This is a genomic window from Rhizobium etli CFN 42 (assembly GCF_000092045.1).
GTDB lineage: Bacteria > Pseudomonadota > Alphaproteobacteria > Rhizobiales > Rhizobiaceae > Rhizobium > Rhizobium etli.
Genome location: NC_004041.2, coordinates 262,052 through 277,000, shown reverse-complemented (window position 1 = coordinate 277,000; position 14,949 = coordinate 262,052). Strand labels below are relative to the sequence as shown.

Annotated in this window: 10 protein-coding genes and 1 pseudogene; 9 read left to right on the top strand and 2 right to left on the bottom strand. The window is 62.8% G+C overall.

Annotated features, from left to right (window positions below):
* Window positions 1-134: 134 nt before the first annotated feature.
* Window positions 135-1,394 carry an IS110-like element ISRel25 family transposase gene (locus tag RHE_RS30690; RefSeq protein ID WP_011053446.1) on the top strand — a complete coding sequence of 420 codons (1,260 nt, stop codon included), beginning with the start codon at window positions 135-137 and terminating at the stop codon, window positions 1,392-1,394.
* A gap of 243 nt (window positions 1,395-1,637) precedes the next feature.
* Here RHE_RS30690 and RHE_RS30685 read toward each other — a convergent pair.
* A pseudogene (locus tag RHE_RS30685) lies at window positions 1,638-2,447 on the bottom strand (IS3 family transposase); the annotation flags it as partial.
* Window positions 2,448-3,671: 1,224 nt separating this feature from the next.
* Between RHE_RS30685 and RHE_RS30675 the strand changes: the two are divergent.
* The 8 genes from RHE_RS30675 (at window position 3,672) to fni (ending at window position 13,360) form a co-directional block, all read left to right on the top strand.
* Complete coding sequence (locus RHE_RS30675) at window positions 3,672-3,851, top strand: cytochrome P450 (protein ID WP_008536508.1); 180 nt, start codon at window positions 3,672-3,674, stop codon at window positions 3,849-3,851.
* A gap of 68 nt (window positions 3,852-3,919) precedes the next feature.
* Complete coding sequence (locus tag RHE_RS30670) at window positions 3,920-5,200, top strand: cytochrome P450 (protein ID WP_011053445.1); 1,281 nt, start codon at window positions 3,920-3,922, stop codon at window positions 5,198-5,200.
* Window positions 5,201-5,205: 5 nt separating this feature from the next.
* Complete coding sequence (locus RHE_RS30665; RefSeq protein ID WP_011053444.1) at window positions 5,206-6,807, top strand: cytochrome P450; 1,602 nt, start codon at window positions 5,206-5,208, stop codon at window positions 6,805-6,807.
* On the top strand, window positions 6,794-7,636 hold the full coding sequence (locus RHE_RS30660) for an SDR family oxidoreductase (RefSeq protein ID WP_011053443.1): 843 nt from the start codon (window positions 6,794-6,796) through the stop codon (window positions 7,634-7,636). Before RHE_RS30665 ends, RHE_RS30660 begins: the two co-directional genes overlap by 14 nt.
* Complete coding sequence (locus RHE_RS30655; protein ID WP_011053442.1) at window positions 7,636-8,979, top strand: cytochrome P450; 1,344 nt, start codon at window positions 7,636-7,638, stop codon at window positions 8,977-8,979. The genes RHE_RS30660 and RHE_RS30655 overlap by 1 nt, the downstream gene beginning before the upstream one ends.
* 775 nt (window positions 8,980-9,754) lie before the next feature.
* A complete protein-coding gene (locus RHE_RS30645) occupies window positions 9,755-11,308 on the top strand; it encodes a hypothetical protein (protein WP_011053441.1) in 1,554 nt (517 codons plus the stop codon).
* A complete protein-coding gene (locus RHE_RS30640) occupies window positions 11,305-12,207 on the top strand; it encodes a terpene synthase family protein (RefSeq protein ID WP_008536520.1) in 903 nt (300 codons plus the stop codon). Before RHE_RS30645 ends, RHE_RS30640 begins: the two co-directional genes overlap by 4 nt.
* The gene (fni, locus tag RHE_RS30635) at window positions 12,194-13,360 is read left to right on the top strand and encodes a type 2 isopentenyl-diphosphate Delta-isomerase (protein WP_244425857.1); all 1,167 of its coding nucleotides are present in this window, start codon (window positions 12,194-12,196) and stop codon (window positions 13,358-13,360) included. The genes RHE_RS30640 and fni overlap by 14 nt, the downstream gene beginning before the upstream one ends.
* A 188-nt stretch (window positions 13,361-13,548) precedes the next feature.
* Here the strand turns inward: fni and RHE_RS30630 are convergent, their stop codons facing one another.
* On the bottom strand, window positions 13,549-14,478 hold the full coding sequence (locus RHE_RS30630; protein WP_008536525.1) for a polyprenyl synthetase family protein: 930 nt from the start codon (window positions 14,476-14,478) through the stop codon (window positions 13,549-13,551).
* Window positions 14,479-14,949: the final 471 nt, after the last annotated feature.

The window sequence follows — 14,949 nt, the reverse complement described above, 5'->3', positions numbered from 1 at the left end:
TAACACCTTCGGAAGTCTGCGTTGAATGAGGCTTTGACCAGCTGCGTAGCCCCCATCAGGCGAAGCAGGTGGTCATAGCCAGGCCTCAGGTCTCACAGTGGTTTTGCGAAGCCACACTGTAAAGGAGACAGGCTATGACCGATTGTGACATTACCGCATTTACCCCCGTTCTGGCAGCTATCGATGTTTCCAAAGAACGCCACGAGGTGCTGATCGAAGCACCGGACAAAAAGCGTCGACGTCGAGTGATCGTGCTCAACAATCTCGATGAGTTCGATCGCCTCATCGGCCTGCTGCGTAGCTATCAGCGTCCTGTCCGTGTCGCCTTTGAGGCAACGGGAAACTATCATCGCGCATTGGCATATCGGCTCGGCTTAGCGGGCTTCGAGATCAAATTGATCTCGTCCATCGCACTGGCTCGGACCAGGGAGGCACTGCATAATTCCTGGGATAAAAATGATCCAAAGGATGCCCAGGTTATCCTCCATATGATGACCATTGGTGCCGAGCAGTTCTACCATGACCCGTTGATGCGCGGCACCAACGACATTCAGGAGTTGTCGAAGACCCACGATATGATCTCAAGGTCGAAGACCGAACTGTGGCATCGGATTCTGACGCATTACCTGCCGTTGTATTTCCCTGAAGCGGATCGCTTCCACCGCAGTTCGCGCAGCGACTGGTTCTTTGCTTTCCTTGAACTGTTTCCGTCTCCGCACTTCATCGCAGCCATGAACAAGGACGCTTTCATCAAAGCTGCCTGGGAGGTGGTTGGTCGCAAAGTTGGCAAAGAGCGTTTGTTGGCAGATATTTACGCAACGTCCGCCCGTTCGATAGGCCTTCCAGTTGCACCGGACTCTGACGCTATCTGCATGTTTCGTATGATCCTGGCCGAGGGCAGAAGCCTAATCGCCCAACGTAATGAGATCGAGGCGCGTGCGGTTGCGATGCTGAAGGACAACGCAGATTACCAGCTCTTATGCACAATCCCCGGCATTGGCCCAATCAATGCTCTGACAATCATGGCAGAAGCTGGGGACCTGCGCCGGTTTCAACACCATCGCCAGTTCCTGAAGTTCTGCGGCATGGATCTTGCGACAATCCAGTCAGGAATGTTTCGAGGCCAGACCAAACTCTCCAAATATGGAAATGCACGGCTGAGGCGGACCTTATGGATGGCAGCTCAAGTCGCGATATTGCAGCGCGCCAACAGCTTCCGCGACAAGTTCGAGCGATACATCACCAAGGACCGTCACAACACCCATTTACGTCGCAAGGCGTCAACAGCAATCGCCGCCAAGATGGCCCGCACCGTACATGCGGTTATCAAAAGCGGTGAACCTTATCGCCCCTTCTTTGAAGGGACGATCCACAGCGGAAGGACCCTTCTCTGACAGTGCCGTGGAGGCGTTGAGCTGCTCAGCGACCTCGTAGATAATGTTCAGGCCTTCCGCTCGACGGCAAAAAGGATCTCGTCTTAAGGACGGTGAGAGCCGCGATCATGCGTACTCTGTGTTTGTTATGGGAGAGACCGTTCGTTGACGATTGGCCGGGCCTACATCATAATTCAAACGCATCGGGAGACCGACGCGATAACGACCTGCTGCCAAAACGGCGTTTCATTCCGATTATAGGACGTTGTCGGAGACGATCATCCCCGGCTTGCCGCGTCGTTCGATCAGCGTCGTCAGTTCTCTGGCGACACGGCGGCCGGAGATCGACGTGTCCGGGATCGCCGCCAGGCATTCGCGCGTTACGTCATCGACGATGTTGAGCACGCGAAACCTCCTTCCGCAAGCGAACTGGTCGTGCACGAAGTCTAGCGACCATCGGGCATTGGCCTTAGCTTCGACCAGAAATCGGAGCACGCGTGCGGACAGCACGGCGTCTGGCTTTGCGCTTGCGGACAGAGAGACCCTCCTCCCGATAAAGGCGATAGATGCGATTGACCCCGGACGGTTCTCCCTCCCGCCGAAGCAGGACGAACAGTCGCCGGTAGCCGAAACGCCGCCGCTCATTGGCGAGGTCGCGCAGCTTCGCTCGCAACTCGGTTTCCGGCGGTCGGTTCGACTGATAGCGGATCGTCTTGCGGTCGGCGGATATGATCTGGCAGGCCCGCCGTTCCGAAAGACCCATGACGGTCTTCAGATGCGTGACGGCGTCACGCTTCGCGACAGGCCCTACCATTTTTTTGAAAGAAGCTCGCGGAGTGCTGCTGCGTCCAACATCTGCTCGGCCAGCAGCTTCTTCAGTCTCGCGTTCTCGTCTTCAAGCGCCTTCAGCCGCTTGGCCTCGGAGACTTCCATGCCGCCGTATTTGGCTTTCCAATTATAAAATGTTGCTTCTGAAATTCCGTGCTTGCGGCAGAGGTCGGCCACCTTCGCGCCAGCCTCCTGCTCCTTCAGCACCGCAATAATCTGCTCTTCGGTAAATCTCTGCTTCTTCATTCATCCGTCCTTTAATGGGCCGGACTCTAATCCATTCTGGAGGAAATTCGCAGGGGCAGGTCAGAGCAGTCCAACGTCCCCCAGCTTGACCTAAGGCGTAAACGGCGCACCCCTTAGTTAGCGGTGTAGGTATTGACCCAATTCATCAGGCTAAAGCTCAATTCGATGTCATGGAACTACTCAACAACCTCCAGCAACCGAGGACCGCTTTCTTCACCACGGTGCGGCGGTCCATGAGATGCTGCATTGGTCTCCCGATTGCTTCATCTTCGGCAGGAGGCTTCTGGATTGGGCATCGTCTGGTTTAGAAAGCACCTCCGACTCAGGCGACTGTTGCCGACCGCCGCTCCTGATTAGATGACATGTTTCCGGAAGAGAACATGCTTCGAAATTTGAGCGTTTCCCGTTGCCTTTTCTACCTACGCCGATCGAGAAGCTCGACCGTCTCGGTAAGCGCGGGGGTGGAAACATTAAGAACAACGTCAACGAGATGACTACAAGCTCAGAACTTGCATTTGGCGGAAATAAGCTCCGCAAACTTTACTACCGGAGGGTCGAGGCGGGTCCAGTCTGATTTGCCCAGAGCCGGCGCTTTTAACGCGGCGGCCTCGGCGCAGTCGACGACGTTCCCGCCCATCGGACGAAAACTGGCGGGGCAACTTCGACGTCGAAGATGGCGCGGATTGTTGCACGAAAGCCCGCCGCGAGGGCATCCCATGCAGGTCGCCGACTATCGGACGCAGACCGGCTTAGAGCAGTCTTTTGTCAGACATGTACTCCGCGGTTGTCGGCATTGAGACTGAATGGCGGGAGCTTGACACTACGCGCTGCTACGAAATGCCTGCTGAACCCACGAATTCACTTCGGCACGCGATTTGCTCTGGTCACGGTATGTCGCCAATCGCAGCGCGATGGTCTTCGGGCGGCGCATCGCTGTTCGCGTCTCGTGAGTTCCGATGGTTTGCTGGGCAATGATAGTGGCTCGGTTGTGTGTGCCGGGAAAATGTGAGGAGTGTTAGATGCGATCTAGAGTTCTTCGTTTGCGACCCACAACAATCGCCCACGTCGCGAGCGGTACAGCCAAAGCGGCAGACCTTGAGCCAGGCGGGAAGCCGGGGGTGTGGGACTGGACTGGAAGTTCTGTTTGCGGACGGGTCGGTGGGCGGGTGCGGTCGAACCTGCTGCGCCAATTCCTACGGTCGGCCGACCTATGGCGATACCGACATGTTCGATTTCAACCGGCTGCAAAACCCGCACCTGCCGCTCGGCCAGGGGCCGCATCTGTGCCTGGGCGCTGCGCTGGCGCGCCTGGAATTGGGAAGTGTCTTCCCCCCGCCGTTCGTGCGGCCGGAGGATCTGGCGCTGGCAATCGCCGCAGAGGGCGTGGTCTACACGTTGCCTTAACTCATTTGCTGCCCGCAGTCTGCCCATCATCTTCCGCCCCTTCCGGGCTTAAAGAGTGAAGCGTCACCATGTCCGAACAATCCTTGCCGACGCTGCCGATGTGGCGGGTCGATCACATCGAGCCCTCGCCCGAGATGTTAGCGCTACGCGCCAAAGGTCCGATCCACCGCGTGCGCCTTCCGTCCGGGCACGAATGCTGGTGGGTGACAGGCTATGACGAGGCCAAGGCGGTTCTGTCTGACGCGGCATTCCTGCCCGCGGGAATGCCTCCGGCGGATTTCACCCCCGATTCGGTCATTCTCGGTTCGCCGGGATGGCTGGTCTCGCACGAAGGGGACGAGCATGCTCGGTTACGCACGATCGTGGCGCCGGCCTTCAGCAACAGCAGGGTGAAGCTGCTTACGCAGCAGGTCGAGGCGATCACCGTGCAGTTGTTCGATACGCTGGCGGTTCAGCCCCAGCCCGCAGACTTGCGACGCCATCTCTCCTTTCCGCTTCCGGCCAAGGTAATCAGCGCGCTGATGGGCGTGCCCTTCGAGGAACACGCCTTTTTCGCAGGGCTCTCCGACGAGGTGATGACGCACCAGCATGAAAGCGGCCCGCGCAGCGCGTCCGGCCTGGCCTGGGAAGAGCTCCGCGCCTACATCCACGGCAAAATACGGGGCAAGCGACAGGATCCGGGCGATAACCTGCTGACGGATCTGCTAGCCGCGGTCGACCAGGGCAAAGCGACCGAGGAAGAGGCGATCGGCCTCGCGGCGGGCGTGCTGGTGGCGGGGCACGAGAGCACCGTCGCGCAGATCGAATTCGGCCTGCTGGCCATGTTTCGCCATCCGCAACAGCGCGAACGCCTGGTCCGCGATCCTTCCCTGGTTGACAAGGCGGTGGAAGAAATACTGCGCATGTATTCGCCTGGCGCGGGGTGGGACGGCATCATGCGCTATCCCCGGACCGACGTTACCATCGCGGGCGTGCATATACCCGCGGAGAGCAAAGTACTGGTCGGCCTGCCGGCGACCTCGTTTGATCCGTGCCATTTCAAAGACCCGGAAGTCTTCGACATCGGACGCGACGCAAATCCCCACCTGGCGTTCTCCTACGGGCAGCACAATTGCATCGGGGCGGCGCTGGCGAGGCTGGAACTGAAGGCCATATTCGGTTCGATCTTCCAGCGCTTTCCCGCGTTGCGCCTGGCCGTGGCGCCCGAAGAACTGAAGTTGCGCAAGGAGATCATCACCGGCGGGTTCGAGGAGATGCCGGTGCTCTGGTGCGGACGCCCCCCGGCATCGCAATCTTCTCATTTGGCGGCGCCTGGCGCGCACCGGTCAGATCAGCCACTCGACAGGTAATCAAGATGGACGTGCAAGACACCACGGCAGCATGCCACGACGCCTTCGCCGAGCTGGCGTCGCCAGCATGCATCCAAGACCCGTACCCGTTCATGCGGTGGTTGCGAGAGCACGATCCGGTGCACCGCGCGGCGTCGGGCCTCTTTCTGTTGAGCCGCCACGCCGACATCTACTGGGCGTTCAAGGCTACGGGCGATGCGTTTCGGGGGCCGGCGCCATCCGAACTGGCGCGCTATTTCCCGCGTGCGGCGAGCAGCCTGTCGCTCAATCTGCTGGCGTCTACGCTAGCCATGAAGGAACCACCGACGCATACGCGTCTGCGCCGGCTGATTTCGCGCGATTTCACCGTGGGCCAGATCGACAACCTGCGGCCGAGCATCGCGCGCATCGTCGCAGCTCGCCTGGATGGCATGGCGCCCGCACTGGAGCGAGGAGAGGCGGTGGACCTGCATCGGGAATTCGCACTGGCCTTGCCCATGCTTGTCTTCGCTGAATTGTTCGGCATGCCCCAAGACGACGTTTTCGAGCTCTCAGCGATCGTCAGCGCCATTCTAGAAGGCCTGAGCCCGCACGCCAGCGATCCACAGCTCGCCGCGGCGGACGTGGCCAGCGCCAGGGTGAAGGCCTATTTCGGCGACCTCATACTGCGCAAGCGCGCCGATCCCCGCCGCGACATCGTGTCGACACTGGTCGGCGCACACACCGACGACGCCGATACGCTCTCGGACGCGGAGTTGATCAGCATGCTGTGGGGCATGTTGCTGGGCGGCTTCGCCACCACTGCTGCGACTATCGACCATGCGGTGCTGGCGATGCTGGCCTACCCCGAGGAGCGGCACTGGCTGCAGGGAGACGCCGCAGGGGTGGAGGCATTTGTAGAAGAAGTACTGCGCTGCGAGGCGCCCGCCATGTTCAGCTCCATTCCGCGTATCGCCCAGCGCGACATCGAACTGCATGGCGTGGTGATCCCGAAGGACGCGGACGTGCGCGTGCTGATCGCGGCCGGCAATCGCGACCCGGACGCTTTCGCTGATCCCGACCGCTTCGATCCGGTGCGGTTCTACGGCACCAGGCCTGGCATGTCGAGCGACGGAAAGATTATGCTGAGCTTCGGCCACGGCATCCACTTCTGCCTAGGTGCTCAACTCGCCAGGGTGCAACTGGCCGAGAGCCTGCCGCAGATCCAGGCTCGCTTCCCCACGTTGGCCTTGGCCGAGCAGCCGACCCGGGAGCCCTCAGCGTTCCTTAGGACGTTCCGCGCGCTGCCGGTGCGGCTGCACGCGCAGGCGGCGGCTGAGGTTCGCGTCGTGGTCGACCAGGACCTGTGCGGAACCACTGGTCAGTGCGTGTTGACGCTGCCGGGCACCTTTCGTCAGCGCGAGCCGGACGGCGTGGCGGAAGTGTGCATGGCGACGGTCCCGCAGGCGCTGCACGCCGCCGTGCGCCTAGCAGCCAGCCAGTGCCCGGTCGCGGCCATTCGGGTGATCGAAAGCGAAGCCGGCGATGACCATTGCACCAACCCCGGCCCTACGCCCTCTCCGGCAGACGCTGAGCGACATGCAGCGAAAGACCTACGCAATCCAGGAGAACATGATGGAACGATTTAAAGGCAAGGTGGCCGTGGTGACCGGCGCCGGCGCCGGGATCGGCAAGGCATGCGCCCTCGCCATCGCGCGCGAGGGCGGCAGAGTGGTGGTGGCCGACATTGATGGCCCCGCTGCCATCGCCTGCACCGCACAGATCGCAGCCGAAGCGGGCCAAGCGCTGGCCGTGGCCATGGACATCGCAGATGCGCAGGCGGTGGCAGAGCTGTTCAAAACGGCGAAGCGGCGCTTCGGTGGGGTCGACGTGCTTGTGAACAATGCGAGCGCCATGCATTTGACTCCGCACGACCGCGCGATCCTCGACCTGGACGTGGCGGTCTGGGACCAGACCATGGCGACCAATTTGCGCGGCACGCTCCTTTGCTGCCGGCAGGCCATCCCACAAATGATCGGCCGTGGTGGTGGCGCGATCGTGAACATGTCATCGTGCCAAGGGCTCAGCGGCGACACCGCACTGACGTCATACGCCGCGTCGAAGGCCGCAATGAACATGCTGTCGGCCTCGCTTGCCACCCAATACGGACACGCGAAGATCCGCTGCAACGCGGTTGCGCCAGGTCTTGTCATGACCGAACGTCTCTTCGCCAAGCTGGACGAGTGCATGCAACGGCATCTACACCGGCACCAGCTCCTGCCGCACGTCGGCCGCCCCGAGGACGTAGCCGCGCTGGTCGCGTTCCTGCTCTCGGAGGAGGCTGCGTTCATCACCGGCCAGGTGGTGTGCATCGACGGCGGCATGTTGGCGCATGTTCCAACCTACGCCGACGGTGGCAGCAGCGCGGCTCGGCCGGCCGGTGACGCCGCCGAAGCAGCCGCAGCGTCGCATTGGTGATGGACATGCTGCTCAACCCGCTGAACCGCTGGCGCCGGCTACGGGACGACATCCCGGTCATGCCTGGCGCTTTCCCCCTGGTCGGGCATCTTCCCGCCATCGTCTGCGATCTGCCGCGCCTGCTGCGGCGCGCGGAAAGGACCCTAGGCAGCCACTTCTGGCTGGACTTCGGCCCGGCCGGACACCTGATGACATGCCTGGATCCAGATGCGCTCGCATTGCTCCGGCACAAGGAAGTGTCCTCGGCACTGATCGAAGAGATGGCGCCCGACATCCTTGGCGGAACGTTGGTCACTTTGGACGGTAGCGCGCACCGGCAGGCGCGCGATGGGATAAAAGCGGCGTTTCTGCCGAGGGGTCTGACCGAGGCCGGCATTGGCGAGCTGTTCGAACCAATTATTAGGGCTCAGGTCAAGGCGTGGCGCGACCGCGGTGAAGTCGCTATCCTGCCAGACACCCGCAACCTGATGCTCAAACTCACCTTCAGTCTCATGGGCATCCCCGCCCAAGACCTGTCGGAGTGGCATCGCAAGTATCGGCAACTGCTACAATTGATGGTCGCGCCCCCGATCGACCTGCCGGGGATGCCCTTGCGACGCGGCCGCGCCGCCCGCGATTGGATCGACGCGCAGTCGCGCCAGTTCATCCGGGACGCGCGCGCGCGCGCCGCGCGCACCGGGTTGATCAACGACATGGTGAGCGCCTTCGATTGCAGCGATGGCGCGCTCTCCGATGACGTCCTGGTCGCCAATATCCGCTTGCTGCTGCTTGCCGGCCACGAGACCTCCGCCTCGACGATAGCCTGGATGGTGATCGAGCTGGCGCAGCATCCAGAGCTGTGGGACGCCCTGGTCGAAGAGGCGCAACGCGTGGGCGCGGTGCCGACCGGGCACGAGGACCTGGCGCAATGTCCGGTCGCAGAGGCGCTGTTTCGGGAGACGCTACGAATGCATCCGGCTTCCTCGCTCGTACCGCGTCGCGCGATGCAGGAATTACAACTCGGCCAGCGGCGCATTCCTTCGGGCACTCATTTGTGCATCCCACTACTGCATTTCTCGACCTCGCCGCTGCTGCACGAAGCGCCCGATCAGTTCCGTCTGGGGCGGTGGCTGCAACGCACGGAGCCGATCCGGCCGGTGGACATGCTGCAGTTCGGTGCCGGCCCACACGTCTGCATGGGCTATCACCTTGTATGGCTGGAGCTGGTGCAGTTCAGCATCGCCTTGGCATTGACCATGCAGGAGGCCGGGGTGCGGCCGCGATTGATGAGCGGCGTCGAAAAAGGCCGGCGCTATTACCCGACCGCACATCCGTCCATGACAGTCCGCATCGGATTCTCATGAGCTGGGATCCTCTGCCCCGTGTCAAGAGGCAGCGGCGACGACGATGGGCGGCATTGCTGCACTCGGCGCGCGCGCGCGCGGTGCGACGCCGGCAGCACCGCGGCGGCTCGCCGCTCGCCGCGGCATTCTCTGTCAGGTAGAAGGAGATGAACAACATGCAGAAGGGTTCCACGCTAAACGACGACCGAACTGGCGTTTCCCCGTTCGGCGGATCGGGCGCGCAGGCGTGCGGCGGATTGCCGGTGCGCGCGTCCATAGGCATTGGCGCGCTATGCGCCGTCGCGGAGGATGCCGCGCTTTACTCTGTACCGCGCACTGGATCGCTATCGCGCCTGTTTCGGCCTTGTATTGTAGGTGGTCGAGGATGACACGCCAGCGGATGAAGCGACGCTGGGCAAGCCCCCGGCAAGCATGCGGCGGAGAAGAAAGCAACCGGCGTGCCGATCACGAAGCTGCATGCAGCGCCCCAGTCAGTGCCGGGCCTATGGCCAGAGGCCGAGGAAGCCATCACCTCGCTGCGCCCGCGTGCGGAGCGGTTGGCGCAGGCCGTGCAGCGGGCCAAAAGGGTATCTGTTCAAGCACGCGCCGTGCGCATTGGCGCCGGTCCGCACGGAGGCGCCGCCGTACCGCTGCGATCGGCCGGCGGCACCGCTAGATGCTACATTGTGTTCGATTCCACGGCGCAGATCGGAGCGGTTGCCCACCGCGGACCGCCGCCAGCATAGGTGCGCTTCGCCGCGCTTCTCGTCAACTGCCTGCAGAGGGAACATCCCGCATGAGTGCGCTGTCCGAACAGATCCTTTCTGAATTGCGCCACTTGCTGAACGAGACGCGCGATGGCGGCAGCGTGAGTCCGTCCGTTTACGACACGGCGCGCGTTTTGCAGTTCAGCGGCAACGTCACCGGTCGGCAGAACGGATACGCGTGGCTCATGGCGCAGCAACAGGCCGATGGCGGGTGGGGAAGTGCTGACTTCCCACTGTTCCGCCATGTACCCACGTGGGCGGCGTTGCTTGCATTGCGGCGTGCCGATCCTCTTCCCGGCGCTGCGGACGCAGTTCAGGCTGCAACGCGGTTCCTCGAGCGCCAGCCGGATCCCTACGCGGATGCGGTGCCGGAAGACGCGCCGGTAGGCGCGGAGCTGATCCTGCCGCAGATCTCCGGCGAGGCCACATCCTTGGTGGGCGACGTGGTGTTTCCGCGCTACCCGGCGCTGTTGCCGTTGCGGCAAGCGTGCCTGGTTAAGTTGGGGACGGTGGGACCGCTGCCGAGCGGCCATCCGTTGTTGCACTCCTGGGAAGCCTGGGGGACGTCGCCGACCACGGCATGCCTGGACGACGACGGCAGCATCGGCATCAGCCCGGCGGCAACCGCCGCGTGGCGTGCGCACGCCCTCACACAGGCGAGCGCGCCACAGGTCGAGCGTGCCGACAGGTATCTTCAGGCCGCATCGCGCGCGGCGCGCAGCGGCATCGAAGGTGTCGTTCCCAGCGTCTGGCCGATCAACGTGTTCGAGCCATGCTGGTCGCTGTACACTCTGCATCTGGCCGGGTTGTTTTCGCATCCCGCGCTCGCCGAGGCGGTGCGCGTGATCGTCGCGCAGCTCGATGCCTGTCTGGGCGTGCGCGGTCTGGGTCCGGCCTTGCACTTCGCGGCCGATGCGGACGACACTGCTGTTGCGTTGTGCATCCTGCACCTAGCAGGACGCAACCCGGCTGCCAACGCGTTGCGCCACTTCGAAATCGGCGGGCTGTTCGTTACCTTCCCCGGCGAGCGCAATGCCTCGGTGTCGACCAACATCCACGCCCTGCATGCGTTCAGACTGTTGGGAAAGCCCACCGCCGGTACCAGCGCTTACCTTGAGGCCAATCGCAACGCGGACGGTCTATGGGACAATGACAAATGGCATGTTTCGTGGCTGTATCCCACCGCGCATGCAATCGCTGCGCTCGCGCAAGGCGCGCCCCAGTGGCGCGACGAGCGCGCGCTGGCGGCGCTGTTGCAGGCGCAGCGCGACGACGGCGGCTGGGGCGCGGGTCGCGCGTCAACATTTGAGGAAACCGCCTATGCGCTGTTCGCGTTGCACGTGATGGATGGGCGCGAAGAGCCGACAGGGCGCGCCCGCATCGCGCTGGCGGTCGCGCACGCGCTGGAGTGGATGCTCGCTCGCCATGAGGCGCATGAATTGCCGCAGACGCCGCTGTGGATCGGCAAGGAATTGTATTGCCCGACCCGGGTCGTGCGCGTGATCGAACTCGCCGGCTTGTGGCTGGCTCTTCGTTGGGGGCGGCGCATCCCGACCGAGGGAGCAGGAGGAATGGCGCAATGATCCCGACGGAAAGCGCGCTGCAGCAAGTACTGGAGTGGGGGCGTTCCCTGACCGGATTCGCCGACGAGCATGCCGTAGAAGCAGTTAGGGGCGGACAGTACATCCTGCAGTGTATCCAACCGAGCTTGCACGATATCAGCGCCCGCACCGGCCGAGATCCGCAGGACGAAAAGCTGATCGTGGCGTTTTATCGCGAGTTGGCGCTACTGTTTTGGCTCGACGATTGCAACGACCTTGGCCTGATCGCGCCGGAGCAGCTGGCCGCGGTGGAGCAGGCGCTGGGGCAGGGCGTGCCATGCGCGGTCCCCGGTTTCGAGGGCTGCGCTGTGCTGCGCGCTTCCCTGGCCGCGCTCGCCTACGATAGGCGCGACTATACTGAGCTTCTAAACGATACCCGGTGCTACTGCGCGGCGCTGCGCGCCGGACCCGCGCAGGCGGCGGGGGCTGAACGCTGGTCGTACGCCGAATACTTGCACAATTCCATCGATTCGATCGCCTACGCGAACGTGTTCTGTTGCCTGTCGTTGCTATGGGGGCTGGACATGGCGACCCTGCGCGCGCGTCCGGCGTTTCGCCAGGTGCTGCGGCTCATCTCCACGATAGGGCGCCTGCAGAACGATCTGCATGGATGCGCCAAGGATAGGGCGGCGGGAGAAGCCGACAACGCTGCCATCCTGCTCCTGCAGCGTTATCCGGCTATGCCTGTGGAGGATTTCCTCAACGACGAGCTGGTCGGCCATGCGCGCATGCTGCACCGAGTGATGGTGAAAGAACGCTTTCCTGCACCATGGGGACCGTTAATCGAGGCCATGGCGGTCATTCGCGCGAAGTACTACCAGACCTCGATCAGCCGCTACGGCAACGATGCGGCGGGGGGAGGCCAGCGTGCGCCGGCGTGAACGCGCGGGAGGCGGCGGCGTGCGCGCGGCGCCCTCGGTCCGATCCGACGCAACGCCAACGCCCAATACGGCGGATCGAGCGAGCGGGTGCGACGACGCCCTGACCCGGCGCAAGGACGACCATCTGGACCTCGTGCTGGATCGGCGAACGGCGCCAGCCACGGTCGCTGCCGGCTGGGAGCAAATCCGGTTCGAACACTGCGCACTGCCCGAGCTGGACCTGACGCAGATCGAACTGCGCACATCGCTGTTAGGCAAGCCCATACGTGCGCCGCTGCTGATCAGTTCCATGACCGGCGGAATGCCACGCGCAAAGGCCATCAATCGGCACCTGAGCGAGGCGGCGCAAGCCTTGGGGATCGCCATGTGCGTCGGTTCGCAGCGCGTGAGCCTCCAATCGCGCAATTCCCAGGGGCTGACGCGCGCCCTACGCCGCCTGGCGCCTGACATTCCCTTGCTGGCCAATATCGGCGCTGCGCAACTGCGCGAGGCCGACGGCCTTGATCTGGCGCGCCGGGCTGTCGATGCGCTGGAGGCTGATGGGCTGATCGTCCATCTCAATCCGCTGCAGGAAGTGCTACAGCCGGATGGCGACCGCGACTGGCACGGCGTACTGGCGCAGGTGGCTCGCGCCGCGCGTAGCGTGGGCGTGCCTATCGTGGCCAAAGAAGTCGGGTGGGGCCTGTCCGCCTCGGTGGCCTGCGCGCTCGTCGAGGCGGGTGTTGAGGTGATTGATGTCGCCGGAGCCGGCGGCACCAGTTGGGCCGCGGTGGAGGGCGAGCTCGCCCGCGATGCCGCCGGCCGTGCAGTGGCGATGGCGTTTGCCGATTGGGGGATCCCGACACCGGCCAGCTTGCAGGCGGTCCGTCGGGCACTGCCAACGGTGAAGCTTATCGCGTCCGGCGGGATCCGCGACGGCGTCGACGTGGCCAAGGCCATTCGCCTGGGTGCGGACATTGCCGGGCAGGCAGCCGGCGTGCTGCCGGCGGCTACGGTATCGACCGAAGCGGTCGTTGCGCATTTCGAGGTCGTCATCCGCCAGTTGGCCGTCGCCTGCTTTTGCACCGGCTCACCTGATCTGGCGACGTTGCGCCAGGCGCGCTTGTTGCCCTCCGCGCACTTGTTGCCCTCCGCGCATCCGCCAGTCGGATGATGCCGGCGTCGCCCGCTCTGTCGGCCGGCCCTCCAAGCTGGTTGCAAAAACCGTTAACGCTAAAGCTAGACCTCTAATCCACCTTGGCCCAGCGGTTCGATGCAGGGAACGAAATGTTCATGAAGCAGCTGTTGACGATGAAGCGGTAATGATGCCGCCGGCTAGGTTATGCGTACCGTAACTCGGGCTTACAAAGGCGCGCAATCCAGCGCCGTTTGTTGAATCAGACCGGCTTTTCCCGGTCCAGCCACGCCTTTGCAAAGTGCATGATTAAGCCAGTCAACGAAGGACCGTTTTTGAGGGCTGGCAGGAATGGTGTCACCTATCTGTTCGAGATACGCATAAAATCTGGCGGCTGCGCTGTCCAATCCTTGGCCGCGAACGATACTGGGTCGATTCAGCTGCGTGTCCACGGCAGGCAATTTGCCAAGCACTTCTGCGCGGCCGACTGTATCTGCGATGTCGTCGGCGATCTGATACGCGTGCCCGAGCAATTCCCCCACCTTAGACCATGGGGCCGGATCTGCACCACTTGCCAGGGCACCGCAAGTGGCCGCCGCGACAAAGAGGGAGCCGGTCTTGTAATGGTGATAGCGGTCGATTGGGACGTGCGTCATTGCCTCCATCGACTGTCCGGCGATCAGTCCGTGACTGGGGCCGACCGCCTCCGCAACCACCTCGATCATGCGCGCGCCCAACTCAGGTGTTAGCGCAGCCTGCAAGCTGAGGTATTTGAAAGCCATCACAATCAAGGCATCGCCGGTCAAAACGGCGATAGGCTCTCCGAAAAGCCGGTGCACCGTTGGTCTGCCGCGGCGTAGCGCCGCGTTATCGAAGCAAGGCAAGTCGTCATGCACCAACGAGGCACAGTGCAGCAATTCAATTGCTGCCGCGGCTCTTGTCGCCAGCTCAGGATCTTTTTCGCCGCACACATAGGAGACTTTCAAGCAGAGCTTGGGGCGCATCCGGGAGCCCCCTGGAAACACTGCCGCGTCCAGCGCTCCACGCAGGTGAGCCGGCGCAGCCGGACTTAGAGCAGTATCCATGGCAGCTCGCAGCGCTTGCTCGATGAGCTTGTCGCTATCGCCAACCACGTCGGCTTGGTGATTCGAAATCATATCGCATCTCCACTTTTGAGACGAAAACGAAAACGGGCCTAGTCCAACCGGTGCCAAACAAAAGGCCGATTTCGCTGTGTCTCTTCAGGTTCTAAGGCACCGTTAAGTTTAGCGGATTGCGGCGGCCAACATGCGGCACCGGCGTGACCAATGAAACCGTGTGCCAGTGGGAGCCTTAACTCGGCAAGGCGATCTCCCACTGGAATCCCTTGAAGCAGTCTCATTCGTGGCGACCTGACATCTGAACGTCGGTTACTTCGATCGCGCGCGAAGAACATTGGCTCCGGCGGCGCTGTCGGCCAGAATGGCATCGCTCTCAACGTCTTGGTCCAAAGCTGAAGAGGCTCCCGCGCTGAGCAGTGGCTGGTGACAAAGCTCTTTGGATCGGCTGCACGCCGCCGCGCGTGATGATCGCTGACGAGCTCCGTTCGTACGGTACGACATGGGCGAAGATGGGCCTTACATCTAAAG

Bases quoted from the DNA above. Each gene is read 5' to 3' on its own strand.
- RHE_RS30690 (WP_011053446.1), top strand. From the start codon at position 135: ATGACCGATTGTGACATTACCGCATTTACCCCCGTTCTGGCAGCTATC.
- RHE_RS30675 (WP_008536508.1), top strand. From the start codon at position 3,672: ATGTTCGATTTCAACCGGCTGCAAAACCCGCACCTGCCGCTCGGCCAG.
- RHE_RS30670 (WP_011053445.1), top strand. From the start codon at position 3,920: ATGTCCGAACAATCCTTGCCGACGCTGCCGATGTGGCGGGTCGATCAC.
- RHE_RS30665 (WP_011053444.1), top strand. From the start codon at position 5,206: ATGGACGTGCAAGACACCACGGCAGCATGCCACGACGCCTTCGCCGAG.
- RHE_RS30660 (WP_011053443.1), top strand. From the start codon at position 6,794: ATGGAACGATTTAAAGGCAAGGTGGCCGTGGTGACCGGCGCCGGCGCC.
- RHE_RS30655 (WP_011053442.1), top strand. From the start codon at position 7,636: ATGGACATGCTGCTCAACCCGCTGAACCGCTGGCGCCGGCTACGGGAC.
- RHE_RS30645 (WP_011053441.1), top strand. From the start codon at position 9,755: ATGAGTGCGCTGTCCGAACAGATCCTTTCTGAATTGCGCCACTTGCTG.
- RHE_RS30640 (WP_008536520.1), top strand. From the start codon at position 11,305: ATGATCCCGACGGAAAGCGCGCTGCAGCAAGTACTGGAGTGGGGGCGT.
- RHE_RS30630 (WP_008536525.1), bottom strand. From the start codon at position 14,478: ATGATTTCGAATCACCAAGCCGACGTGGTTGGCGATAGCGACAAGCTC.